This is a genomic window from Pseudomonas sp. CFBP 13710 (assembly GCF_014842235.1).
Taxonomy (GTDB): domain Bacteria; phylum Pseudomonadota; class Gammaproteobacteria; order Pseudomonadales; family Pseudomonadaceae; genus Aquipseudomonas; species Aquipseudomonas baltica.
In genome coordinates this window covers 432,631-454,034 of the sequence record NZ_JACYVJ010000002.1, presented here as the reverse complement: position 1 = coordinate 454,034, position 21,404 = coordinate 432,631, and the positions used below count along the sequence as shown (strand labels likewise).

Annotated in this window: 24 protein-coding genes and 1 tRNA gene; 5 read left to right on the top strand and 20 right to left on the bottom strand. The window is 61.7% G+C overall.

Going from position 1 to position 21,404, the window contains the following annotated elements; all coding sequences use genetic code 11:
* Window positions 1-2: 2 nt before the first annotated feature.
* The 13 genes from tolB to IFT44_RS06600 all read right to left on the bottom strand — a co-directional run bounded on the left by tolB (window position 3) and on the right by IFT44_RS06600 (window position 10,718).
* Window positions 3-1,307, bottom strand: coding sequence for a Tol-Pal system beta propeller repeat protein TolB (tolB, locus tag IFT44_RS06660; protein WP_122479308.1), 1,305 nt, complete (start codon window positions 1,305-1,307; stop codon window positions 3-5).
* Window positions 1,304-2,401, bottom strand: coding sequence for a cell envelope integrity protein TolA (gene tolA / locus IFT44_RS06655; protein WP_446730837.1), 1,098 nt, complete (start codon window positions 2,399-2,401; stop codon window positions 1,304-1,306). The genes tolB and tolA overlap by 4 nt, the downstream gene beginning before the upstream one ends.
* Window positions 2,401-2,856, bottom strand: coding sequence for a protein TolR (gene tolR / locus IFT44_RS06650; RefSeq protein ID WP_122479310.1), 456 nt, complete (start codon window positions 2,854-2,856; stop codon window positions 2,401-2,403). The genes tolA and tolR overlap by 1 nt, the downstream gene beginning before the upstream one ends.
* Window positions 2,857-2,870: 14 nt before the next feature.
* Complete coding sequence (gene tolQ / locus IFT44_RS06645; protein WP_122479311.1) at window positions 2,871-3,566, bottom strand: protein TolQ; 696 nt, start codon at window positions 3,564-3,566, stop codon at window positions 2,871-2,873.
* 2 nt (window positions 3,567-3,568) lie between these two features.
* Window positions 3,569-4,024: a tol-pal system-associated acyl-CoA thioesterase gene (gene ybgC, locus IFT44_RS06640; RefSeq protein WP_192057584.1), complete on the bottom strand. Its 456-nt coding sequence runs from the start codon at window positions 4,022-4,024 to the stop codon at window positions 3,569-3,571.
* A 140-nt stretch (window positions 4,025-4,164) separates the two neighbouring features.
* Window positions 4,165-5,220: a Holliday junction branch migration DNA helicase RuvB gene (gene ruvB, locus IFT44_RS06635; RefSeq protein WP_122479313.1), complete on the bottom strand. Its 1,056-nt coding sequence runs from the start codon at window positions 5,218-5,220 to the stop codon at window positions 4,165-4,167.
* Window positions 5,221-5,829, bottom strand: coding sequence for a Holliday junction branch migration protein RuvA (gene ruvA, locus IFT44_RS06630; RefSeq protein ID WP_122479314.1), 609 nt, complete (start codon window positions 5,827-5,829; stop codon window positions 5,221-5,223). It lies immediately after the preceding gene.
* 117 nt (window positions 5,830-5,946) lie between these two features.
* The gene (gene ruvC, locus IFT44_RS06625; RefSeq protein ID WP_122479315.1) at window positions 5,947-6,471 is read right to left on the bottom strand and encodes a crossover junction endodeoxyribonuclease RuvC; all 525 of its coding nucleotides are present in this window, start codon (window positions 6,469-6,471) and stop codon (window positions 5,947-5,949) included.
* Window positions 6,472-6,631: 160 nt separating this feature from the next.
* Window positions 6,632-7,378 (bottom strand): YebC/PmpR family DNA-binding transcriptional regulator, encoded by a 747-nt coding sequence (locus tag IFT44_RS06620; RefSeq protein ID WP_192175617.1) that lies wholly within the window; start codon window positions 7,376-7,378, stop codon window positions 6,632-6,634.
* Window positions 7,379-7,483: 105 nt separating this feature from the next.
* Window positions 7,484-9,259 (bottom strand): aspartate--tRNA ligase, encoded by a 1,776-nt coding sequence (gene aspS, locus IFT44_RS06615; RefSeq protein ID WP_122479317.1) that lies wholly within the window; start codon window positions 9,257-9,259, stop codon window positions 7,484-7,486.
* A 101-nt stretch (window positions 9,260-9,360) separates the two neighbouring features.
* Window positions 9,361-9,582, bottom strand: a complete 222-nt coding sequence (locus tag IFT44_RS06610; RefSeq protein ID WP_122479318.1) for an FmdB family zinc ribbon protein — start codon at window positions 9,580-9,582, stop codon at window positions 9,361-9,363.
* A 60-nt stretch (window positions 9,583-9,642) separates the two neighbouring features.
* Window positions 9,643-9,930 (bottom strand): ribbon-helix-helix domain-containing protein, encoded by a 288-nt coding sequence (locus IFT44_RS06605; protein WP_122479717.1) that lies wholly within the window; start codon window positions 9,928-9,930, stop codon window positions 9,643-9,645.
* Window positions 9,931-10,247: 317 nt separating this feature from the next.
* Window positions 10,248-10,718 carry a Dps family protein gene (locus IFT44_RS06600; protein WP_192175616.1) on the bottom strand — a complete coding sequence of 157 codons (471 nt, stop codon included), beginning with the start codon at window positions 10,716-10,718 and terminating at the stop codon, window positions 10,248-10,250.
* A gap of 314 nt (window positions 10,719-11,032) precedes the next feature.
* On the opposite strand from IFT44_RS06600, the gene IFT44_RS21225 reads away from it, so the two are divergent.
* Window positions 11,033-11,623, top strand: coding sequence for a cold-shock protein (locus IFT44_RS21225; RefSeq protein WP_049861522.1), 591 nt, complete (start codon window positions 11,033-11,035; stop codon window positions 11,621-11,623).
* 63 nt (window positions 11,624-11,686) lie between these two features.
* Here IFT44_RS21225 and IFT44_RS06590 read toward each other — a convergent pair whose 3' ends face one another.
* Window positions 11,687-11,893: a SlyX family protein gene (locus tag IFT44_RS06590; RefSeq protein WP_049861523.1), complete on the bottom strand. Its 207-nt coding sequence runs from the start codon at window positions 11,891-11,893 to the stop codon at window positions 11,687-11,689.
* The gene (locus IFT44_RS06585; RefSeq protein WP_192053959.1) at window positions 11,890-12,321 is read right to left on the bottom strand and encodes an HIT domain-containing protein; all 432 of its coding nucleotides are present in this window, start codon (window positions 12,319-12,321) and stop codon (window positions 11,890-11,892) included. Before IFT44_RS06585 ends, IFT44_RS06590 begins: the two co-directional genes overlap by 4 nt.
* 840 nt (window positions 12,322-13,161) lie before the next feature.
* Between IFT44_RS06585 and IFT44_RS06580 the strand changes: the two genes are divergently transcribed.
* The 3 genes from IFT44_RS06580 (at window position 13,162) to IFT44_RS06570 (ending at window position 17,277) form a co-directional block, all read left to right on the top strand.
* Complete coding sequence (locus IFT44_RS06580) at window positions 13,162-14,433, top strand: OprD family porin (protein WP_122479320.1); 1,272 nt, start codon at window positions 13,162-13,164, stop codon at window positions 14,431-14,433.
* Between the two features lie 162 nt (window positions 14,434-14,595).
* Window positions 14,596-16,311, top strand: coding sequence for a proline--tRNA ligase (locus IFT44_RS06575; protein WP_192175615.1), 1,716 nt, complete (start codon window positions 14,596-14,598; stop codon window positions 16,309-16,311).
* Between the two features lie 15 nt (window positions 16,312-16,326).
* Window positions 16,327-17,277: a hypothetical protein gene (locus IFT44_RS06570; RefSeq protein ID WP_192175614.1), complete on the top strand. Its 951-nt coding sequence runs from the start codon at window positions 16,327-16,329 to the stop codon at window positions 17,275-17,277.
* Between the two features lie 9 nt (window positions 17,278-17,286).
* On the opposite strand, the gene dinB is transcribed toward IFT44_RS06570, so the two are convergent.
* Entirely contained in the window at window positions 17,287-18,351 is a 1,065-nt protein-coding gene (dinB, locus tag IFT44_RS06565; RefSeq protein WP_192175613.1) for a DNA polymerase IV, read from the bottom strand.
* 254 nt (window positions 18,352-18,605) lie between these two features.
* Between dinB and IFT44_RS06560 the strand changes: the two genes are divergently transcribed.
* A tRNA-Met gene (locus tag IFT44_RS06560) sits at window positions 18,606-18,682 on the top strand.
* A gap of 65 nt (window positions 18,683-18,747) precedes the next feature.
* Here IFT44_RS06560 and IFT44_RS06555 read toward each other — a convergent pair.
* The 4 genes from IFT44_RS06555 to IFT44_RS06540 are packed head-to-tail and all read right to left on the bottom strand — an operon-like array spanning window position 18,748 to window position 21,386.
* Window positions 18,748-19,341: a nucleotidyltransferase family protein gene (locus IFT44_RS06555; RefSeq protein ID WP_192175612.1), complete on the bottom strand. Its 594-nt coding sequence runs from the start codon at window positions 19,339-19,341 to the stop codon at window positions 18,748-18,750.
* 40 nt (window positions 19,342-19,381) lie between these two features.
* Entirely contained in the window at window positions 19,382-20,404 is a 1,023-nt protein-coding gene (murB, locus tag IFT44_RS06550) for a UDP-N-acetylmuramate dehydrogenase (protein ID WP_192175747.1), read from the bottom strand.
* Between the two features lie 35 nt (window positions 20,405-20,439).
* Complete coding sequence (gene kdsB / locus IFT44_RS06545; protein ID WP_192175611.1) at window positions 20,440-21,204, bottom strand: 3-deoxy-manno-octulosonate cytidylyltransferase; 765 nt, start codon at window positions 21,202-21,204, stop codon at window positions 20,440-20,442.
* Entirely contained in the window at window positions 21,201-21,386 is a 186-nt protein-coding gene (locus IFT44_RS06540) for a Trm112 family protein (protein WP_122479326.1), read from the bottom strand. Before IFT44_RS06540 ends, kdsB begins: the two co-directional genes overlap by 4 nt.
* Window positions 21,387-21,404 lie beyond the last annotated feature (18 nt).

Genomic DNA, 21,404 nt, shown 5'->3' with positions numbered 1-21,404 from the left:
CGTCAGTTCAGGTAAGGGGACCAGGACGGTTCTCTGACTTCGCCTTGAGCGGTAGGAAGCGGGAGCCTCACGCGGCCGTTTAGCGACACGAGCATCAAGACTCCCCGGCCCTGCTGGCGGGTGGCGTAGATTACCATGGTGCCGTTGGGCGCAACAGTAGGCGACTCATCAAGAGTTGAATCTGTGAGGATCTTTACGCTTCCGCGCTCCAGGTCCTGCGCCGCCACCTTGAAATTGGTGAAACCATCTTGCCGATGGATCATTACAAGGGTCTTTTCGTCAGCCGAAAGTTTCGGGTTGGCATTGTAGTTGCCCACGAACGTCACACGCTCGGCATTGGCGCCACCGGATGTGCTGGTCTTGTAGATCTGTGGCTTGCCGCCACGGTCCGACGTGAAGTACAGGGTCGAACCATCCTTGCCCCAGAAGGGTTCGGTGTCGATGGCCGGGCTGTTGGTCACGCGGGTCAGCGCGCGCGACGCCAGGTTCATCACGTAGATCTCCGGGTTGCCGTCCTTGGACAGCACCAGCGCCAGGCGATTGCCGTCCGGCGAGAACGCCGGGGCACCGTTGAGGCCTTCGAAGTTGGTCAACTGCTCGCGGCGGCCGGTGTCGACGTTCTGCAGGAAGATCCGCGGACGGCGCTGTTCGAACGATACATAGGCAATGTTGCGGCCGTTGGGCGAGTAGCGTGGCGACAGGATCGGCTCGCGCGACTGCAACAGGGTCACCGCACGGGCGCCGTCGTAGTCCGAACGCTGCAGGGTGTAACGGGTGGCATTGGTGCCGGCCCGTTCGGCGGTCACGTAGAGCATGCGCGTGGAGAACGCACCCTTGATCCCGGTCAGCTTCTCGAACGACTGATCGGAGATGAAGTGGGCCATGTCACGCAACTGGTCGGTAGTGCCCGAGACGCTGCCGGTCAACACCTGTTGCTGGGTATTGACGTTAAGCAGCGCGTATTGCACCTGCAAGCGGCCGCCGGCCGGCGTGATGCTGCCGACCATGACGTACTGGGCACCCAGCGCCTGCCAGTCGCGGTAGATGACTTCGCTGGCCTGGGAAGGCTGGCTGATCATGTTCTGCGGTGGAATGGGTGCGTAGTAGCCCGAGTTGCGCAGGTCGTTGCCGACGATCTCGGCAATGTTGTCAGGCAACACGCTGCCGCCCTGGAAACCGAACGGCACGACGGCAATCGGCGTGGCACGGTCGGCACCGCTGGTGACCAGAATGTTCTTTTCGTCCGCAGAGGCCATGCCGGCTGCGCAGCAAAGGACGACGAGCAGTCCTCGAAGAAGGGTAATCACAAGGCAAGATCCTCAGGTGTAAATGTCATCTTGAAGGAACGATAGGGGTTGAAGTCAGCTGGTTTCAAACCCTGCATTTCCGTTAAACGGCCAATGTTCTTGACCGCAGCAACCGCCGAACTGTCGAAGGGACCATCGCCACTGGAGCGTGAGACGCTGACATTGGTGACGGTACCATCGGGCAACATGTTGATCTGCAATACCACGGTCATGTTCTTGCGTGCCGAAGGCGGACGCGCCCACCCTTCGGCTGCTCGCGAGCGGATCAGATCGTCGAAGTTGCCCGCGACCTCATCACCCTGCTCGTCGGCGAGCGCCTGCTGGCGTTCAGGCTTGTCGGAAAGCAGATCGGCCAATGCCTGCGCCTTCTTGTCCTCCGCTGCCTTGCGAGCTGCGTCCTGAGCCTTCTTCTTCGCAGCATCGGCCGCAGCCTTCTTCTTCGCGTCCTCGGCGGCCTTCTTCTTCGCTTCCTCGGCCGCAGTGGCCTTCTTGGCGTCGTCTTCGGCTTTCTTCTTCGCGTCTTCGGCGGCTTTTTTCTTGGCGTCCTCGGCAGCCTTCTTCTTCGCGTCCTCGGCTGCCTCCTTCTTGGCCTCTTCCTGCTCGGCCTTCTTCTTGGCGATATCGGCCAGCTCGCTCTTCTTGGCTTCGGCCGCTTTTTCAGCGGCTTCGGCCTTGGCAGCCTCAGCCTTGGCCGCTGCCGCAGAGGCGGCTTCCGCCTTGGCGGCAGCATCGGACTTCTTGGCTTCGTCGGCCTTCTTCGCCGCTTCGGCCTTTTGAGCGGTTTCCTCTTTCTTTTGTTCCGCGGCCTTGATGGCTTCCTGCTCCAGCTTCTTGGTCTCCATCTGCTCGACTTCGGTCTGCCGCGCAGCAGACTTCTTCGCCTCGCCCGCCAGTTTCTGGTTGGTCTGGGTGGTGGCCTGGCTCTTGGACTTGAGCTGATAGAGCGTAGCCTGCACGATGGGTCGCGCTTCAGGCAGTTCGGGCGTCATGGCGAAACTGACGAACAGCATCCCGAAGATCAGCACGTGCAGGGCTACCGCCCAGACCGTGGGCCAGAAGAAGCTTTCCGAGGCTGAATGCTCTCGCTTTCGCATCAGGGGGCCTCGGTAATCAAGCCAACGTTACCGACACCTGCCTGCTGCAAACCACCCATGGCGCCCATGACAGCCCCGTAATCCACGGTCTTGTCACCGCGAATGAAGACCTGGGTCTTCTTGCCGCTGGCATTGCCCTGGTTGATGATCGCGGTGGCGGCCTGGGTCATCTGCGCCAGCGTCATGGCCTTGTCCTGCTGCTTTTCAGTGTCTACTTCCTTGCCGACGTTCCAGTAGTAGGTCTTGTCGGCCTTGATGGAAATGGTGAGCACCTGAGTGTTGTTGTCCTGCGGCAACGCTTCGCTGGAAACCTTGGGCAGATCGACCTTCACACCTTGGTTGATCATCGGAGCGGTGACCATGAAGATGACCAGCAGTACCAACATCACGTCGATGTAGGGCACCACGTTCATCTCGGCGACCGGCTTGCGTTTTGGGCGACGACCTCGAGTCATTGGGTTATCCCTGCTCACTCTTCGCTGGTGTGCACTTTACGGTGCAGGATGGCCTGGAACTCGTCAGCGAACGTGTAGTAGCGGTTGATCAGGGTTTCGCTGCGAGCAGCGAAACGGTTGTAGGCGATGACGGCCGGAATCGCTGCGAACAGACCGATGGCCGTGGCAATCAGCGCTTCGGCAATACCTGGCGCAACGGTGGCCAGAGTCGCCTGCTGCGCCGAAGCCAGGCCGCGGAACGAGTTCATGATGCCCCATACGGTACCGAACAGACCCACGTAGGGGCTGGTGGAACCGACGGTTGCCAGGAATGGCAGACCCTGTTCGAGCTTCTCCTCCTCACGGGAAATCGCCACGCGCATGGCACGGCCCACGCCTTCCATCACGGCATCGGGATCGACGCCCTGCTGCTGGCGCAGGCGGGAAAACTCCTTGAAGCCAGCACGGAAAATCTGCTCGACACCCGAATCAGGGTCGGGATTGCTGCCAGCCTGACGGTACAGCTTGGACAGGTCGATGCCCGACCAGAAGCGTTCCTCGAAGCTGTCCAGGGCACGACGACCGGCGCGCAGCATCGAACTGCGCTGAAAGATCATGACCCACGAGGTGACCGAGGCGGCCACCAGAATAAGCATTACCAACTGCACCACGACACTGGCATTGCTGACCAAACTCCACATGGAGGTATGGTCGACGACGTTAGCTTCCACGCTTAATCTCCTGCACTGGATTGTTTGCCCAGGCCGCCTGCGTCGGCAAAGGCCGTACGCAAGGCTGGGGGAATGGCCCGGGGTCTGAAGTTATCGGCGCGCACACAGGCCACCATGAACTGCCCTTCGCAGAGCAGCGTTGTATCTTTCACCCGCCATACCTGCTGTTTGAAACGCAGGCTGGCGCGATTCAATTCGGTTATTTCGGCGGTCACCGCGAGCTCGTCGTCCAACCGCGCCGGCGCATGGTAGCGCGCCTCTGCCGAATGCACGACGAACAGCAGGTTCTCACCTGCCAGCTGCGACTGGACGAAACCCAGCGCACGCAAGCGCTCGGTACGAGCCCGCTCCATGAATTTGAGGTAGTTGACGTAATAGACGACGCCGCCGGCGTCGGTGTCTTCGTAATAGACCCGACACTGATGGGCGAACGCCTGAACCCCGTTTTGCGCGCGCATACTCTAGTGCTTACTCCTCAGGTTGCCAATCCGCCCGGGCAACTGTTTTTTCGTCGCGTGTGCAGGCAAGGGCCATGCAAAAGCCGTGTCAGCCCCTAGGACCACGGAAAGCCGAATTAGGTCGCTGTGCGAGGGGCCTTTCATGCGTCGATTTCTTCGGACATGGCATCGCTGCCCGGCATGTCGCCCAGCCGGTTGGGAATGTTCAGACCGAAATGCAGGTAGGCGTGGCGCGTCACGACCCGGCCGCGCGGGGTGCGCATGATGTAGCCCTGCTGAATGAGGTAAGGCTCCAGGACGTCCTCGATGGTGTGGCGCTCTTCGCTGATGGCTGCGGCGAGGCTGTCGACACCCACCGGCCCACCGTCGAACTTCTCGATCATGGTCAGCAGCAGCCGGCGATCCTGGTGGTCGAAGCCGCGCTCGTCGACGTCGAGCATGTTCAGCGCCAGGTCGGCGATGGGCTTGGTGATGTGCCCCTTGCCACGCACCTGGGCGAAGTCGCGCACGCGGCGCAGCAGGCGATTGGCGATTCGCGGCGTACCGCGGGCGCGGCGGGCGATCTCGAAGGCACCTTCGTCCTCGATCTCCAGGTTGAGGATATTGCCCGATCGACTGACGATGGTTGCAAGGTCCGCGGTGCTGTAGAACTCCAGGCGCTGGACGATACCGAAGCGGTCACGCAGCGGATTAGTCAGCATGCCCGCCCTGGTGGTGGCCCCGACCAGGGTGAACGGCGGCAGATCGAGCTTGATGGAACGTGCCGCGGGACCCTCGCCAATCATGATGTCGAGCTGGAAGTCCTCCATGGCCGGATACAGGACTTCCTCGACGATGGGCGACAGCCGGTGGATCTCGTCGATGAACAGCACATCGTGGGGTTCCAGGTTGGTGAGCAGGGCAGCCAGGTCGCCCGGCCGTTCCAGTACCGGCCCCGACGTGCTCTTGATCGACACCCCCATTTCCTGGGCGATGATATTGGCCAAGGTCGTCTTGCCCAACCCGGGCGGGCCGAAGATCAAGGTGTGATCCAGGGATTCACTGCGCCCGCGCGCAGCCTGGATGAACAGCTCCATCTGCTCGCGCACGGTGGGCTGGCCAATGTAGTCGGCCAGGCTGAGCGGGCGGATGGCCCGATCCTGTACTTCTTCCCGATCGCGGCCGGTGGCGGCGATCAGACGGTCGGCTTCGATCACTTAGATCATTCCCTTCAACGAGCGGCGGATCAATTCTTCGCTGCTCAGCCCCTTGGCGTCGATGGCCGCCACGGCGCGACTGGCCTCCTGGGGCTTGTAGCCCAGGGAGATGAGCGCACTGACGGCATCGGCTTCGGCGCTGTTGACCGGCGCCGGCCCCTGCGGCCCGCTGGGCACCAGCTCGAACATGCTCGGCGTGGTCTGCCAGGCCTTGAAGCGATCCTTGAGTTCGACCAGAAGCCGCTCGGCGGTCTTCTTGCCCACGCCGGGTATCTTCACCAGCGCCGAGGTGTCCTGAGCCTGCACGCAGCGCACGAGTTCGTCGACGTCCAACCCCGACATCAGCGCCAGTGCCAGCTTGGGGCCGACGCCGTTCAAGCGGATCAGCTCACGGAACAGCTCGCGCTCGCGCTTTTCATAGAAGCCATAGAGTAACTGAGCGTCTTCACGCACAACCAGGTGGGTGTGCAGGGTCACGCTTTCGCCGACCGGCGGCAGCCGATAGAGCGTGGTCATCGGCACTTCGAGCTCATAGCCCAGCCCGTTGACGTCGAGAATCAGGTGCGGCGGCTGCTTTTCAGCCAAGGTACCGCGCAGGCGTCCAATCACGTATGAATCCTTTGTCGGAAGGCGCAGTCACGCCCTGTTCATGCGGGCCAGTTCAAGGGCCATCATTACAGGACTGAGGTGAGCTGCAAGCAAAAAAGTTTGAAACGATGTAAGCCGCTACAGGCGCAGACGCCCACCGCGACTGCGGGCCGCGCTCAGGCCGTGGGGCATGAGGCTGGATCGGGTGTGCGCATGGGTGAGTGCGATGGCCAGGGCATCGGAGGCATCGATCTGGGGTTTCTGGGTCAGTTTGAGCAGGTGCATGACCATCATCTGTACCTGTTCCTTGTTGGCGGCACCGGTGCCGACGATGGCCTGCTTGACCTGGGTGGCACTGTACTCGGCGATCTCCAGCCCCTCCTCCGCCGCTGCGACGATGGCAGCGCCGCGCGCCTGACCCAGCTTCAGGGCCGAATCGGCGTTGCGGGCCATGAACACCCGCTCGATGCCCATGGTCACCGGACCGTAGGTCTGGATCACCTCACGCACCCCACGAAAAACGATCTGCAGACGATCATGCAGCAGTCCGCCGCCGGTACGAATACAGCCCGAAGCCACGTATTCGCAACCGCGTCCGGTTTCACGCACGACGCCAAACCCGGTGATGCGCGAGCCTGGGTCGATTCCAAGAATTAAAGTCATAAAGCCTGCAGTAGTGAGGAACACGGCTGACGCCTTCGCGGGTAGAACCCGCTCCCACATGGGTGTGCATAGCATGTGGGAGCGCCGCGGGCGGCGAGCCATCTACCGGCCAAGAGGCCGGCACTGGTAAAGCATGGCTTAGATGAAACACACAAGCCGATCAGCCAAGCTGCTCCATCACGGCGTCGGATATCTCGGCGTTGGAATAGACGTTTTGTACATCATCCAGATCTTCGAGCATGTCGATCAGCTTCAGCACCTTCTCGGCACCTTCCGCATCGAGTTCGGCACTGGTTGTCGGCGCCATGACGATCTCGGCTTCATCGGCATTGAAACCGGCCGCCTGCAGCGCATTGCCCACCGAGTAGAAGCTGGCGAACGAGGTGAACACGTCCATCGAGCCGTCGCCATGGGTCACGATGTCGTCGGCATCGGCCTCCATGGCCGCCTCCATCAACGCATCCTCATCGACGCCCGGGGCGAACGACAACTGCCCCTTGCGCTCGAACAGATACGCCACCGAGCCATCGGTACCCAGATTGCCCCCGCATTTGCTGAACGCATGGCGCACCGCGGCAGCGGTCCGGTTGCGGTTGTCGGTCATGCATTCGACCAGCACGGCAACGCCACGAGGTCCGTAGCCCTCGTAGCTCAGCTCGACCACGTCGTCGCTGCCGGCTGCCCCGGTGCCTCGTGCAATCGCGCGATCGATGATGTCGCGACTCATGTTGGCGCTCAGCGCCTTGTCCAGCGCCAGGCGCAGACGCGGATTGGAACCTGGCTCGCCGCCGCCCTGGCGGGCAGCGACGGTCAGCTCACGAATCCACTTGGTGAAGATCTTGCCCCTCTTGGCATCCTGGCGCTCTTTGCGGTGCTTGATGTTCGCCCACTTGGAATGACCAGCCATAACGCAACTCCAGTTTCTGTGTGTTACCCATACGAACCCTGCCCCTGGCAAGGTTTTTCCACCGCCCAACGCAAGGGCGCATCCGAAGATGCGCCCTGTCAGCAGTTACTCGGCCTTGGGCTGTTCGCGCAGGCGAATGTGCAGTTCACGCAGCGCCTTGGCATCGACCACGCCAGGCGCCTGGGTCATGACGTCCGCGGCGCTCTGGGTTTTCGGGAAGGCGATGACCTCACGGATCGACTGCGCACCGGTCATCAGCATGACCAGACGGTCCAGGCCGAAGGCCAGGCCACCATGGGGTGGTGCACCGTATTTCAGCGCGTCGAGCAGGAAGCCGAACTTCTCTTCCTGTTCCGCAGCTTCGATACCGAGCAGGCGGAACACGGCCTGCTGCATGTCCTTGCGGTGGATACGGATGGAACCGCCGCCCAGCTCGGTGCCGTTGAGTACCATGTCATAGGCGCGCGACAGGGCAGTGGCCGGGTTGGCCTCCAGCTCGGCAGGCGTGCACTTGGGTGCGGTGAACGGATGGTGCAGCGCACTGAAGCTGCCGTCGTCGTTCTCTTCGAACATCGGGAAGTCGACGACCCACATCGGCGCCCATTCGCAGGTCAGCAGGTCGAGATCGTTGCCCAGCTTGATGCGCAGCGCACCCAATGCCTCGCTGACGATCTTGGCCTTGTCGGCACCGAAGAACACGATGTCGCCATCGACCGCGCCAACGCGATCCAGGATCACGTCGAGGTTGGCTTCAGGGATGTTCTTGACGATCGGCGACTGCAGGCCCTCGACGCCCTTGGCGCGCTCGTTGACCTTGATGTAGGCCAGGCCCTTGGCGCCGTAGATGCCGACGAACTTGGTGTAATCGTCGATCTGCTTGCGCGGCATGCTCGCCCCGCCTGGAACGCGCAGTGCGGCAACGCGGCACTTGGCATCGTTGGCCGGGCCGCTGAAGACCTTGAACTCGACATCCTTGAGCTGATCGGCGACGTCGACCAGTTCCATCGGGTTGCGCAGGTCGGGCTTGTCCGAGCCGTAGCGGCGCATGGCTTCTTCGAAGGTCATGTGCGGGAAATCGCCGAACTCGACGTCGAGCACTTCCTTGAACAGCTTGCGCACCATGGTTTCGGTGATGCCGATGATTTCGCTCTCGTCGAGGAAACTTGTCTCGATGTCGATCTGAGTGAACTCGGGCTGACGATCGGCACGCAGGTCTTCATCGCGGAAGCACTTGGCGATCTGGTAGTAACGATCGAAACCGGCCACCATCAGCAGCTGCTTGAACAGCTGGGGCGACTGCGGCAGGGCGAAGAAGCTGCCGGGGTGGGTACGGCTGGGCACCAGGTAGTCACGTGCGCCTTCGGGGGTGGCACGGGTCAGGATCGGCGTTTCGACGTCGAGGAAACCGTTTTCGTCGAGGTAGCGGCGAATGCTGGTGGTGATGCGCGAGCGCAGGCGCAGCTTCTCGGCCATTTCGGGACGACGCAGGTCGATGAAGCGATAGCGCAGGCGCGTTTCCTCACCCACGTCGGAGTACTCGTTGAGCGGAAACGGCGGGGTTTCCGCTTCGTTCAGCACTTCGAGCTCGTAGCCCAGCACTTCGATGGCGCCAGACGCCATGTTTGGATTGACTGCGCCGGCGGGCCGCGCACGGACCTTGCCGGTGACCTTGACCACGTACTCGCTGCGCACGCGATCGGCGGCGGCGAAGCTGTCGGCGCGATCGGGGTCGAAGACCACCTGGGCCATGCCTTCACGATCCCGAATGTCGAGGAAGATCACCCCGCCATGGTCGCGACGGCGATGGACCCAGCCGCACAGGGTGATTTCCTGACCTTCCAGGGTCTCGTTCAGTTGGCCGCAATAGTGGCTGCGCATCATAGTAGTGGTTTCACTTCTCGTAATTCATGATTCGATGACGGCGTGTAGCTGGACACGCGGCACCCTGGACATAGTGCAGGAGCAGGCCGGGGCCGGGCAATTCACTCGGCCTTGTCGCCGCCTGCCAGATTCTTCTTGTTGCCGGTCTTGAAATCGGTCTCGTACCAGCCGGTGCCGCTGAGGCGGAAGCCCGGCATGGAAAGCACCTTTTTCAGTTGTGGCGCCTGGCAGGCAGGGCAATCGGTCAAAGGCTCGGCGCTGATCTTTTGAATGACTTCCATCTGATGACCGCAGGAAGCACATTGATAGTCGTACATCGGCATGGGTAGTGTCTCGGCAACCAAATGACCGCGGCGCAAGCGGCGCCAGGGCGAAACGCGGGATTATATCCGGTTAATCGACGCTGCGCAGCCGTCCAAGGTAACAGACGACGTTCGATCACGTCCCATCAAGTAGGTGACACAGACTACCCGCACCAGTCCGCTGAAATTCTTGACGCCGCCATGGCGCAGGTGCACTTCGCGGTCGACGTAGGAAAGCAGCGCGTTCACCGTGCATTCATTGGCCAGGGCGATGCGCTCGAGAATCTCCCAGTAGATCCGTTCCAGGCGCAGGCAGGTGGCGAAACCGTTCAAGCGAACCGAACGCGAGACAGGCCTGGCCAGGCCCATGTCGAAGTTGTCCGAGTAGGGATCGACGGCAAGCTTGCTCGATCGATCGAGCTGGCGCGCCCGGGTGACGATGATGTTCCGTTCCATGGATCAGTGCTTCCTAGATGATCGCCCCTCCAACCCTGGAGGTGTGCTGACGGATCTATGGAAGCGTATCGGCGAACGATGACGACAGGGGAATACGGAAGTGCATACGTACGAAGAGCGGCGTCGTTGGGTAGGAGCGAACCCCCGCACCCAGGCCGGTGGCAAGCGGGAAAAGCTGGATCGACACGGCGGGCGCAGCAGTGCAAAAGGCGCCGCCGTGTCGCCAGGGATCAGCCTTCGAGCAGCGAACGCAACATCCAGGCAGTCTTCTCGTGCACCTGCATGCGCTGGGTCAGCAGGTCGGCCGTCGGCTCGTCGCTGACCTTGTCCAGCAGCGGGAAGATACCGCGGGCCGTGCGGGTAACGGCTTCCTGGCCTTCGACCAGTTGCTTGATCATGTCCTGGGCCGAGGGCACCCCTTCCTCTTCCTTGATCGAAGACAGGCGGGCATAGACCGAATAGGCGCCAGGCGCGGGAAAACCGAGGGCACGGATACGCTCGGCGATGGAGTCCACGGCCAGCGCCAGTTCGGTGTATTGCTCTTCGAACATCAGGTGCAGGGTACGGAAAGCCGGGCCGGTCACGTTCCAGTGGAAGCTGTGCGTTTTGAGGTACAGGACGTAGGTGTCGGAAAGCAGACGGGACAGGCCGTCCACGATCGATTTGCGATCTTCTTCGCTGATGCCGATATCGATTGCCATGTGATGTCCTTGATGACGATGAATGTATACCACCACGGGTGGATGCCCACTTTACCAAGACCCATCGACCCACGCAGCTCCGGCCTCGGGCAAGTTGCGCAGGCTATCCGCCCGACGGCGTCGGGCGGCGCTCTGGCCGATTTGAGAAGGATCGGGCTTTGCTGTTAAATAGACCGCGTGCCGCCGGGGCGATTCATCAAGCCGTGGCGCATAGGCTGATCCCTGCAGATGCTCGGCAATTATTGTCACCCCAACGCTGTGCTTGTTGCGGTATCAGCTCTTCCTGATGCCTGATCTTAGAGTGAGCCAATCAAATGTTGAAAATCGTCCACCTCCTGACGGGCGCAGCGGCCGTGCTGCTGTCGTTCATACCAAGCCTGCGGGCCGATGTAGCGCCTTACCTGCAACAACCCGACGCAATCTACCTGGCGCTGTTCGGTCTGCTCAACCTGCTTTTGGCTCCAGTGATACCGCGCTGGAACAAAGGCCCACGTCATCTGTTGCAAAATCTGGTCAGTGTGCTGCTGGTTGCCTCGGTGATCACCCAGACCCTGACGTTGCTGGTGCCGCTGCCGGCCATCGGCATCCTGCCGGGCCTGTTGTGCGCACTGCTCGCGTGCCTGGCGCACCTGTCGATCAGCTTCTACCGCGCGTCACCGGCACCCAGCGCCGTGCAGTACGACATGACCAACCGCGATACCGGTACGGTGAAGTGGTTCAACACGTCGAAGGGCTTCGGCTTCATTTCCCGCGATTCCGGCGACGACATCTTCGTGCATTTTCGTGCCATTCGTGGCGAAGGCCATCGCGTGCTGGTCGAAGGCCAACGGGTCGAGTTCTCGGTCATGAACCGTGACAAGGGTCTGCAGGCCGAAGACGTGATTGCGGCATCGCCACGTCGCTGACTCCAATGCAGCAATAAAAAAACGCGGGCATTGCCCGCGTTTTTCATTGCCGAAAAAAAGATTTCAGTAATGCGGCGGCGGCGCCTCCTGGGTAGCCGTTTCGAACTGGCCGACCATTTCTTCCTGACGCTTGAGCAGCGCGGCCAACTGCATCTGCAGGCGCTCGATCGCCCGCTGTTGCAGGATCAGTTCGTCGCTGAGCGAAGACAGGGTGTCATCCTGAAAAGCCAGACGTGTCTCCAGCTCCATCACGCGATCTTCCAGACTCATGCCCTGCCCTCCGTGAAAACGAAATCGGTGCCCAGCACGCCTGCCAGCCTCTGGCGAACCGCCACCAATTGCTCGGCGGTGTATGGCATGGACGGCAGCTTGCCCCACACGGGCGCAGGCCAGGCCGCGTCGGCCCGGTAGCGAACGATCACGTGCATGTGCAACTGACTCACGACATTGCCCAGGGTCGCGATGTTGATCTTGTCGGCGCCATAGTGCTGGTGAAGCAACTTTGCCAATGCATTGGTTTCGCTCCACAGCACTTCACGGTCTGCGTCATCGAGTTCGAACACCTCGGTGATCTCCGGGCGTCGCGGCACGAGGATGAACCAGGGATACCTGGCGTCATTACTGAGCAGCAGGCGACAAAGTGCGAAGTCACCGATGACATGAGCGTCTCCGGCAAGTCGGGCATCCAGGCTGAACACGGGCGTTCTCCACAGGAAGGAATGGGGGATCGAGGCATGGCCGCGAATCATCGAATGCCAAGGATAGCGTGCCTGATCGGTTTTTTCCGAACCCACCGGCATCAACTCGACATGCCTGCAACCGGCGCATCTCGCACCGAGTCGTAAGGGAAGCACGGTTTTGGTGCCTTCCGCCCCAGGATCGCCCGCGGCATCAGGGCTTGCCGAACCGCCTTTCGCTGCAGTTCACGCGCTTTATGCAGTACCGCGCGTAACTGCCTGACAAGCGGTCCTTCTTTACGTGGGCACAGCGTTGCCAATTCCTGTCGGTGGTCTAGCCTTGCCATTCAGGACGTCACCTTTCGCACCAAAAAGGTCCACCAGGGAAGGTCTCGGTGCATCAAGGCCTCGCAATCTACCCACTCTTGTCACCCTGCGGTAACGTTTGCGCCGCGAAACAGGATTCACTCGCACAGCGGTATTCGTTGCCGAGGAAAGCAGGAATGGCCCGATGCGCCGGTTTTACGCGGGCTTGGCCGAACCACTGGAAGAAAAGTGAAAAATATGTGAACTGCTGGCACGTTTGTGCACGCTTGTTGCATTCATCCCAGCACGGTCACCGGGGACGTGGGAAGACGAAACCGGAACAAACGGAAACAGTGAATCAATGACGCACGTTAGTGCAGGCACGCAACCCAAGTGTGGTTGTAAGCCTGGACATGCAACAGCGGACTTGAAGTATCGCCAACATGACCGGCGTGGTATACGTTCCGCGCCGTCATAAAAAGAAAGAACTGCCTCAGATAAAAAAACAGGTGAGGCAGTGGTTACTCTTCTTAAAAACCAAAGGAGCAAATCACGATGCGCGTGATGAAGTGGAGCATGATCGCACTGGCTGTAACAGCCGGCACCTCGCAGTTGGCTTTGGCCTCCGCCCAGGACGAGTCCAAGGGTTTCGTGGAAGACAGCACCCTGAACCTCAAGCTGCGTGCCTTGTACATGAACCGTGACTACAAGCACGGCGCAGGCAACCCTACCGCAGGCAGCGACAAGGGCTATCGTGAAGACACTGGCCTTGGCGCCCAGATGTTCTACGAGTCGGGCTTCACCCAAGGCACCATCGGTGCCGGTGTCGATGCAATGGGCTTCGGTTCGGTGCGCCTGGACGGCGGTACCGGTCGCCGCAGCAACGGCCTGTTCGCAGCCGACGACGAAGGCAACCTGGAACACAGCCAGACCAAGGGCGGAGCGGCCGTCAAGTTCCGCTTCTCCAACACCGTACTCAAATACGGCCAGCAGATCGTTGCCAGCCCGGTCTTCGCGACCGATGACGGCCGTCTGTTGCCTGAAGTCGCTACCGGCACGTCGATCACCAGCAACGAAATCGACAACCTGACCCTGAACATCGGTCGCTTCACCTCGATGAGCGCGCAGACCGGCATGGGTCACGACTCCCTGGGCCTGAAGTCCGCCGACATCGCCGGCGCCACCTACGCCTTCACCAAGAACTTCACCGGTACGGTCGCTGCGTCCGACGTGGAAGATTACTGGAAGCGTCAGTACGTCAACCTGAACTACACCCTGCCGATCGACGACCTGCAGTCGCTGAACTTCGACTTCAACGCCTATCGCACCAAGAGCCAGGGCGAAGATCTGGGCGGCGACGTCGACAACAAGATCTGGAGCACCGCGGTTGCCTATAGCCTGGGCGCGCACAAGTTCACCCTGGGCTACCAGCGCAGTTCCGGCGACACCGGCTACGCCTACGGCGTGGACGGCGGCGGCACCGTGTTCCTGAACAACTCCGTTCAGTACTCCGACTTCGTCGGCGCCGAAGAGAAATCGTGGCAGGTTCGCTACGACATCAACATGGCAACCTACGGCGTACCTGGCCTGAGCTTCATGACTCGCTACATCACTGGCGACAACATCGAAGCCAGCAACGGTGAAGAAGGCAAAGAGCACGAGTGGGACTTCGAAACCAAGTACGTGGTTCAGCAAGGCCCGATCAAGGACATGTCCTTCCGCCTGCGTAGCGCCATCTACCGCGCCAACAACGCCTACGATGCCGACTACGGTCCGTCGAACAACGACCTGCGCTTCATCGTCGAGTACCCTCTGAGCATCATGTAACAGCCCAGCAGGTCGCTTCACCTCGAAAAGCCCGGCCCTGCCGGGCTTTTCTGCGTCTGGATCGCGGCGCCCGGCAAAGCCCGGCCCTACGCCTGTACGTCGCCCAATCACCCCCGTACAATGCCAGACCTCGATAAAATTTCGCGAAGACAACGGTCAACCATGCGCACCAGTCAATATCTGCTCGCCACACAGAAAGAAACCCCTTCCGATGCGGTCGTGATCAGCCATCAGCTGATGCTGCGTGCCGGCATGATCCGCAAGCTCGCTTCGGGCCTGTACACATGGTTGCCGATGGGTCTTCGGGTGATGCGCAAGGTTGAGCGGATCGTGCGCGAGGAAATGGACGCCGCCGGCGCTCTCGAAGTGCTGATGCCCGGCATCCAGCCGGCCGAACTGTGGCAGGAGTCGGGGCGCTGGGAGCAGTACGGTCCCGAGCTGCTGCGCCTCAAGGACCGCCACGACCGTGACTTCTGCGCCGGCCCCACCCACGAAGAAGTCATCACCGACCTGATGCGCAACGAGCTCAACAGCTACAAGCAGTTGCCCATCAATCTCTACCAGATCCAGACCAAGTTCCGTGACGAGATCCGTCCGCGCTTCGGCCTGATGCGCGGTCGCGAGTTCATCATGAAGGATGCGTACTCCTTCCACGCCGACCAGCCCTCGCTGCAGGCCACCTATGACCGCATGCACCTGGCCTACAGCAACATCTTCACCCGCCTGGGCCTGAAGTTTCGCGCGGTGGAAGCCGACAACGGCTCCATCGGCGGCGCCGGCTCCCACGAATTCCATGTGCTGGCAGAGTCCGGCGAAGACGACATCGTCTTCAGCGATACGTCCGACTACGCAGCCAACATCGAGAAGGCCGAGGCGATCCCCCGCGAAACCGAGCGTGGCGCCGCACTCGAGGAACTGCGCCTGGTCGACACGCCCAACGCCAAGACCATCGCCCAACTGGTGGAAAACTTCGGCCTGCCGATCGAGAAGACCGTGAAGACGCTGGTGGTCCACGCCGCCGAAGACGGCAAATTGATTGCCTTGATCATCCGTGGCGATCACGAGCTGAACGAGATCAAGGCCGCCAACCAACCGCTGGTTGCCAATCCGCTGGTCATGGCCAGCGAAGCGGAACTGCGTGATGCCATCGGCGCGGGCGCAGGTTCCCTGGGCCCAATGAACCTGCCCCTGACCTGTATCATCGATCGCTCGGTAGCTTTCATGAGCGATTTCGCCGTGGGCGCCAACATCGACGACAAGCATTACTTCGGCGTCAACTGGGAGCGCGATCTGCCGCTGCCCGAGATTGCCGATCTGCGCAACGTGGTCGACGGCGACACCAGCCCGGATGGCCAGGGCACCCTGACCATCAAGCGCGGTATCGAGGTGGGTCACATCTTCCAGCTGGGCACCAAGTACAGCGAAGCCATGAAGTGCCAGGTACTGGGTGAGAACGGCAAGCCGGTGACCTTGGCCATGGGCTGCTACGGCATCGGTGTGTCGCGCGTGGTGGCTGCTGCCATCGAGCAGAACAACGATGCTGGCGGCATCATCTGGAGCGATACCCTGGCGCCTTTCCAGGTCGCCCTGGTGCCGTTGCGCTACGAAACCGAGCAAGTGCGCGAAGCCACCGACCGGCTGTACGCGGAATTGACCGAGGCGGGCTTCGAAGTGCTGCTGGACGACCGCGACAAGAAAACCAGCCCCGGGATCAAGTTCGCCGACATGGAGCTGATCGGCATTCCCCATCGGATCGTCATCAGCGACCGTGGCCTGGCCGAAGGCAACCTGGAATACAAGGGCCGTACCGAGGAAGCCGCACAGGCCTTGCCTGTCGACGACGTCCTGTCTTTCATCCAGGCTCGCGTGCGCCGCTGACAGATTCGAGAAACCATGTTCAAGCGAACTACCTTGGCCTTCGGTGGTGCTGCCCTGTGCAGCACCCTGCTGGTCAGTGGCTGTGCCAACCAGATGTCGCAGCGCAACGAACACGAAGAGCGCATCGAGCGCAAGCTGCTCGAACACAGCGTGCAGATCGACCTGGGCAAGCCCGAGGTGCTGCAGACGCCGCAACGTCGCGTGCGCATTCGCGAACTCAAGGATTTCGAGGTCACGGCGTTCGAGACCACACGTCACTACGACCGCTACACACCCTATCAACCCTGGCGTGAAGTCTACGAGATTCCGCTAGGGGTGGTGGCCGTGGTCGCCGGCGTCGGCGCCAACGTGGTGAACGTGGCGACCTTCGGCAGCCTGCCCGACAGCGTGACCAAGGACTGGGTCAGCTATGGTTTCGCCGGACTCAATCCGTTCATGAACGTGCAGTCCAACGGCCGTGCCGAGCAGAACCTTGCCGGTATCGACGAGGTGCAGACAGACAGGCGCGTGGAGCACGACAGCACGCCATGGAGCGAGCGGCCGGTACAAGTGGGCACCGGCCGCAAAACCTATGACCTGGAAACCGACGCCAACGGTGTGTTGCGCATCAACCTGCTCGACAACCCGTTTGCGGAACAGGATCTGACCCACGTCACACGTCTGCAACTGAGCGTGGTGGACGAGGAAACCCAGACCCGGGCCAGCGCCCTGCTGCCGGTGAGCCCGGACCTGCGCGGCAAACTGGCCGAAGCGCACACGCTGATCTTCGACGACCTGGAAGGTGACGAGGTCGGTCAGTGGGTGTATCGGGTCAAGCGCCTGGCCGAACTGGGCCTGGAAGACGAAGCCAGCGAACTGGAACAGAGCCTGATCGAGCTGACCCGCAACGACCCCGAATTGCAGCAGGATTTCCTCAAGTCGCTGCGCAGGGACACCGGCCGACTGGTCGCCGATCCCGGGACCTGAGCCAGCCGGTCAGCCGTCGCTGAACAGTTCCAGCTGCTCGTGGGCCCCACGCAGGTCCAGCAGGCGCACGCCGATGCCCAACAGGCGCACCGGCTTGCCGCCACGGGCGAAGGCCTGACCCAGTAGCTGCCGGTAGCTTTCCAGGTCCCTGCCCGCCCCTGCCTGTTCCAGGGTGGTCTGGGTAAAGTCGTGAAACTTCACTTTGACGAAAGGCTTGCCCGGACGATAGCTGCTGTCGATCCGGTCGATGCGCTCGGCCAGGGTCTGCATCAGCTCTGGAAGCTTGTCCAGGCAACTGGCCAGATCCGGCAGGTCCGCCTCGTAGGTGTTTTCCACGCTGATGGACTGCCGCCGACTGTCGTTCTGCACCACGCGCTCGTCGATGCCGCGTGCCAGGCTGTAGAGACGCTCGCCAAAGCTGCCGAATTCGCGCACCAGCGCCAGCTTGGTCCATTCACGCAGTTCCAGGCAGCTGTCGATCCCCAGGCGGGCCAGCTTGTCGGCGGTGACCTTGCCTACGCCATGTAGCTTGGTGACCGGCAAGGCGGCGACGAAATCTTCGATCTGTGCCGGGGTGATGACGAACAGGCCGTCCGGCTTGCGCCAGTCGCTGGCGATCTTGGCCAGAAATTTGTTTGGCGCCACCCCCGCCGAAACCGTGATGTGCAGGCGCTTGGATACCTTGCGCCGGATGTCCTGGGCAATTCGCGTGGCGCTGCCGGAAAAATGCGGGCAGTCGGAAACGTCGAGGTAGGCCTCGTCCAGCGACAGCGGCTCGATCAGGTCGGTGTACTCGCGAAAAATCCCCTGAATCTCCCGCGACGCTTCTTTATAGGCATCCATGCGCGGTTTGACGATGATCAGGTCGGGGCACAGCTTGAGCGCGTGTCGCGAGCTCATGGCTGAACGCACGCCATAGGCGCGGGCTTCATAGTTGCAGGTGGCGATCACCCCGCGACGCTCCGCCGAGCCGCCGACGGCCAGTGGCTTGCCGGCCAGCCGGGGGTCGTCACGCATTTCGATGGCGGCATAGAAGCAGTCACAGTCGACATGGATGATCTTGCGCTGCGTCATGGTCTGGGCGGGGTACCAAGCTGGTAAAAGATCGTACAAAAACAACGGTATTATCTCACTCGCAGCGATAAGCGCCATGGCCAAAGCCCGGCGCGCATTCTTTTGCCCATCGACAAATCCCCCCAATACCGCTGGAAGCCCCGCCCCGCCTGACTCGTAGCACTATCGGCAAAGCTAAGCGATTGATGGAAAAGAGTTTTCTTGAAATCAGGGTTTGACAAGCAGGCGCCGCGCTGTAGAATAGCCCACACAGACGCGGGATGGAGCAGTCTGGTAGCTCGTCGGGCTCATAACCCGAAGGTCGTCGGTTCAAATCCGGCTCCCGCAACCAAACAACGAAGAAGGCCACTTGAAAAAGTGGCCTTTTTTGTTGCCTGCAATTTGTTCGCCGACCCGTTACCCGACGAGGTCGCCTGGCCGATCCACATCGCGGTAGATCCCTGGGTCGTCGCACGCCACCCGTTGCGTGTGTGCCTCGGCGAACAATCGTCGAGCCCCCTGATCACCCTGCAGCGACAGCAACTGCTCACGAAAGGTGCGGCCAAAGCCTACCGGGTGCCCGTGACCCTGAGCGCCATGGGCAACGCAGATACGCTCCGGCGCCATGCACTGGCTTACCCTGGCGAACGTTGGGGGAGTCACGAACGGCATGTCGCCCAGGCACACCAGCCAGCCATCGGCATCCAGACTGGCTTCGACACCCGTGCGCAGGCTGTCGCCCATGCCTGCGGAGTCGAGCAATACCACCTCGCAGCCGTAGGTTTCGCCCAGCTGAATCACCTGCGTCTTGTGCGCACGGGTGACCAGCACACGCCGCTCGAGCGTATCACCGAGGTTGCGCATCACCTGTTCGATGACGCTGCGCTCGATGCCGTCCAGCCCGCTGCACCGTGCAAGCAGTTTGTCGCTGCCCTGCCCTGCGGCGTCCTGGAAACGGCGCCCTTGCCCTGCAGCGAGAATCAAGGCACAGGGGGCGGTGATGGCTGACATGGGGGTAGGCTCCGATAGTCACGATGCGCCGTACGGACGCTCAATACAGATTGGGTTCCATCTCCAGCACCACACCGAAGCGTGACTGGATATCGTCCTGGATGCACTGGGCCAGGGCATGCAGCTGCTTGCCCGATGCATTGCCGTGATTGACCAGCACCAATGACTGCAAGCGGTGCACGCCGGCGTCGCCCTCGCGATGGCCCTTCCAGCCGGCGCGCTCGATCAGCCAACCCGCCGCCAGTTTGTACAGGCCATCGGCCTGGGGATAGGCAACCACATCGGGATGCTCGCTGCGAATGGCGTCCAGCACCGAGGCGGTCACGACCGGGTTCTTGAAGAAGCTGCCGGCATTGCCCAGCTCGGCAGGGTCGGGAAGCTTTTCTCGACGGATGCTGCAGATGGCGGCGCTGACGTCGGTGGGCGTCGGGTGCTGGATTCCCTGTTCGGCCAGCCGCTGACGCACCGGGCCGTAGTCCAGATGCACCGGCGCGGAACGTGAAAGCGTGAAGCGCACGCGCAGGATCACCCAACGGCCGGGCTGGCGCTTGAACAGGCTGTCGCGATAGCCGAATGCGCACTCGGCGGCGCTGAAGTCGCGTATCTGCAACGTGTCCCGGTCAAGCGCAGTGAGGCCGGCGAACACGTCTTTGATCTCGACGCCGTAGGCACCGATGTTCTGCATGGGCGCTGCACCCACGGTTCCAGGAATCAGGCTGAGGTTTTCCAGACCTGCCAGACCTTGTTCAAGCGTCTGCAATACGAAAGGGTGCCACGGCTCGCCGGCTTCGGCTTCCAGCACCACCTGATCACCGGCCTCTGCGAGCACGCGCACGCCGCGGCTGGCCATGCGCACTACCAGCACGTCGGAGAGGTCGGCGGTCAGCAACAGGTTGCTGCCACCACCGATCACCAGCGCACGCAGACCGTTCGTGGTGGCCCAGGCCAACGCCTGGATCAACTCGACATCGTCATGCACCGCGACCAGAAACGCTGCCTTCACCTCGATACCAAAGGTGTTGTACGGCTTGAGCGACTGATTGGCGCGAATGTCCAGACTCATGGACTCAGCTGGCGGAACGTTGCCATGGGCTGCCATCAAGCCTCCAGCAGGCGCCGCACGCGCTCCAGGTCTTGCGCGGTGTCGACACCGGCGGGCGGCGCCTGCACGGCATCGGCCACATGGATGCGTACCCCGTGCCAGAGCGCACGCAGCTGCTCGAGGCGCTCGGTGTTTTCCAGCCAGCAAGGGCCCCACTGCACGAAATCCTGGACGAAGCCGGCACGGTAGGCATAGATACCGATATGACGACGGTAGGGGACCTGGGCCGGGAGGGCATCGCGATCATTGGCGAAATCGTCACGCGCCCACGGCAACGGTGCTCGGCTGAAGGTCAGCGCCAGGCCGTTCAGGTCGGTGACCACCTTGACCACGTTGGGGTTGAACAACGCTTCCACGTCCGTGATCGGCTCGGCCAGGGTTGCCATGGCGGCCTCGTGGCTGGCAGCGAGATTGGCCGCCACCTGGTCGATGACTACGGGCGGAATCAACGGCTCGTCGCCCTGCACGTTGACCACGATGGACTCGGCATCCAGACCCAAAGCCTGGCATACCTCGGCCAAACGGTCGGTACCGGACTCATGATCGGCCCGGGTCATCACCACCTCGGCGCCGAACGCTCGGCAGGCGGACTCGATGCGCACATCGTCGGTGGCAACCACGACTCGCGCCGCCGTGCTCTTGCAGGCCTGTTCCCAGACATGCTGGATCATCGGCTTGCCGGCGATCATCTGCAGTGGCTTGCCCGGCAGGCGGGTCGACTGGTACCGCGCGGGTATCACTACGGTGAAAGCCGTGCTCATTTATCCAGGCGCTCGTCGTCGGTCAGGGTCCGCGCTTCGGTTTCCAGCATCACCGGAATGCCGTCGCGGATGGGATAGGCCAGGCCAGCGCCCTTGCTGATCAGCTCGCGCTTGTCGGCGCTGAGCTTGAGCGGACCCTTGGTGATCGGGCAGGCGAGGATATCGAGCAGTTTGGTGTCCATGGAAAAATCCTTCAGGGC

Excerpts from the sequence above, each read along its gene's own strand:
- tolA (WP_446730837.1), bottom strand. The coding sequence starts at position 2,401 with ATGCGAAAGCGAGAGCATTCAGCCTCGGAAAGCTTCTTCTGGCCCACG.
- tolR (WP_122479310.1), bottom strand. The coding sequence starts at position 2,856 with ATGACTCGAGGTCGTCGCCCAAAACGCAAGCCGGTCGCCGAGATGAAC.
- ybgC (WP_192057584.1), bottom strand. The coding sequence starts at position 4,024 with ATGCGCGCGCAAAACGGGGTTCAGGCGTTCGCCCATCAGTGTCGGGTC.
- ruvC (WP_122479315.1), bottom strand. The coding sequence starts at position 6,471 with ATGACTTTAATTCTTGGAATCGACCCAGGCTCGCGCATCACCGGGTTT.
- IFT44_RS06620 (WP_192175617.1), bottom strand. The coding sequence starts at position 7,378 with ATGGCTGGTCATTCCAAGTGGGCGAACATCAAGCACCGCAAAGAGCGC.
- aspS (WP_122479317.1), bottom strand. The coding sequence starts at position 9,259 with ATGATGCGCAGCCACTATTGCGGCCAACTGAACGAGACCCTGGAAGGT.
- IFT44_RS06610 (WP_122479318.1), bottom strand. The coding sequence starts at position 9,582 with ATGCCGATGTACGACTATCAATGTGCTTCCTGCGGTCATCAGATGGAA.
- IFT44_RS06605 (WP_122479717.1), bottom strand. The coding sequence starts at position 9,930 with ATGGGCCTGGCCAGGCCTGTCTCGCGTTCGGTTCGCTTGAACGGTTTC.
- IFT44_RS06600 (WP_192175616.1), bottom strand. The coding sequence starts at position 10,718 with ATGGCAATCGATATCGGCATCAGCGAAGAAGATCGCAAATCGATCGTG.
- IFT44_RS21225 (WP_049861522.1), top strand. The coding sequence starts at position 11,033 with ATGTTGAAAATCGTCCACCTCCTGACGGGCGCAGCGGCCGTGCTGCTG.
- IFT44_RS06590 (WP_049861523.1), bottom strand. The coding sequence starts at position 11,893 with ATGAGTCTGGAAGATCGCGTGATGGAGCTGGAGACACGTCTGGCTTTT.
- IFT44_RS06580 (WP_122479320.1), top strand. The coding sequence starts at position 13,162 with ATGCGCGTGATGAAGTGGAGCATGATCGCACTGGCTGTAACAGCCGGC.
- IFT44_RS06575 (WP_192175615.1), top strand. The coding sequence starts at position 14,596 with ATGCGCACCAGTCAATATCTGCTCGCCACACAGAAAGAAACCCCTTCC.
- IFT44_RS06570 (WP_192175614.1), top strand. The coding sequence starts at position 16,327 with ATGTTCAAGCGAACTACCTTGGCCTTCGGTGGTGCTGCCCTGTGCAGC.
- dinB (WP_192175613.1), bottom strand. The coding sequence starts at position 18,351 with ATGACGCAGCGCAAGATCATCCATGTCGACTGTGACTGCTTCTATGCC.
- IFT44_RS06555 (WP_192175612.1), bottom strand. The coding sequence starts at position 19,341 with ATGTCAGCCATCACCGCCCCCTGTGCCTTGATTCTCGCTGCAGGGCAA.
- murB (WP_192175747.1), bottom strand. The coding sequence starts at position 20,404 with ATGAGTCTGGACATTCGCGCCAATCAGTCGCTCAAGCCGTACAACACC.
- kdsB (WP_192175611.1), bottom strand. The coding sequence starts at position 21,204 with ATGAGCACGGCTTTCACCGTAGTGATACCCGCGCGGTACCAGTCGACC.
- IFT44_RS06540 (WP_122479326.1), bottom strand. The coding sequence starts at position 21,386 with ATGGACACCAAACTGCTCGATATCCTCGCCTGCCCGATCACCAAGGGT.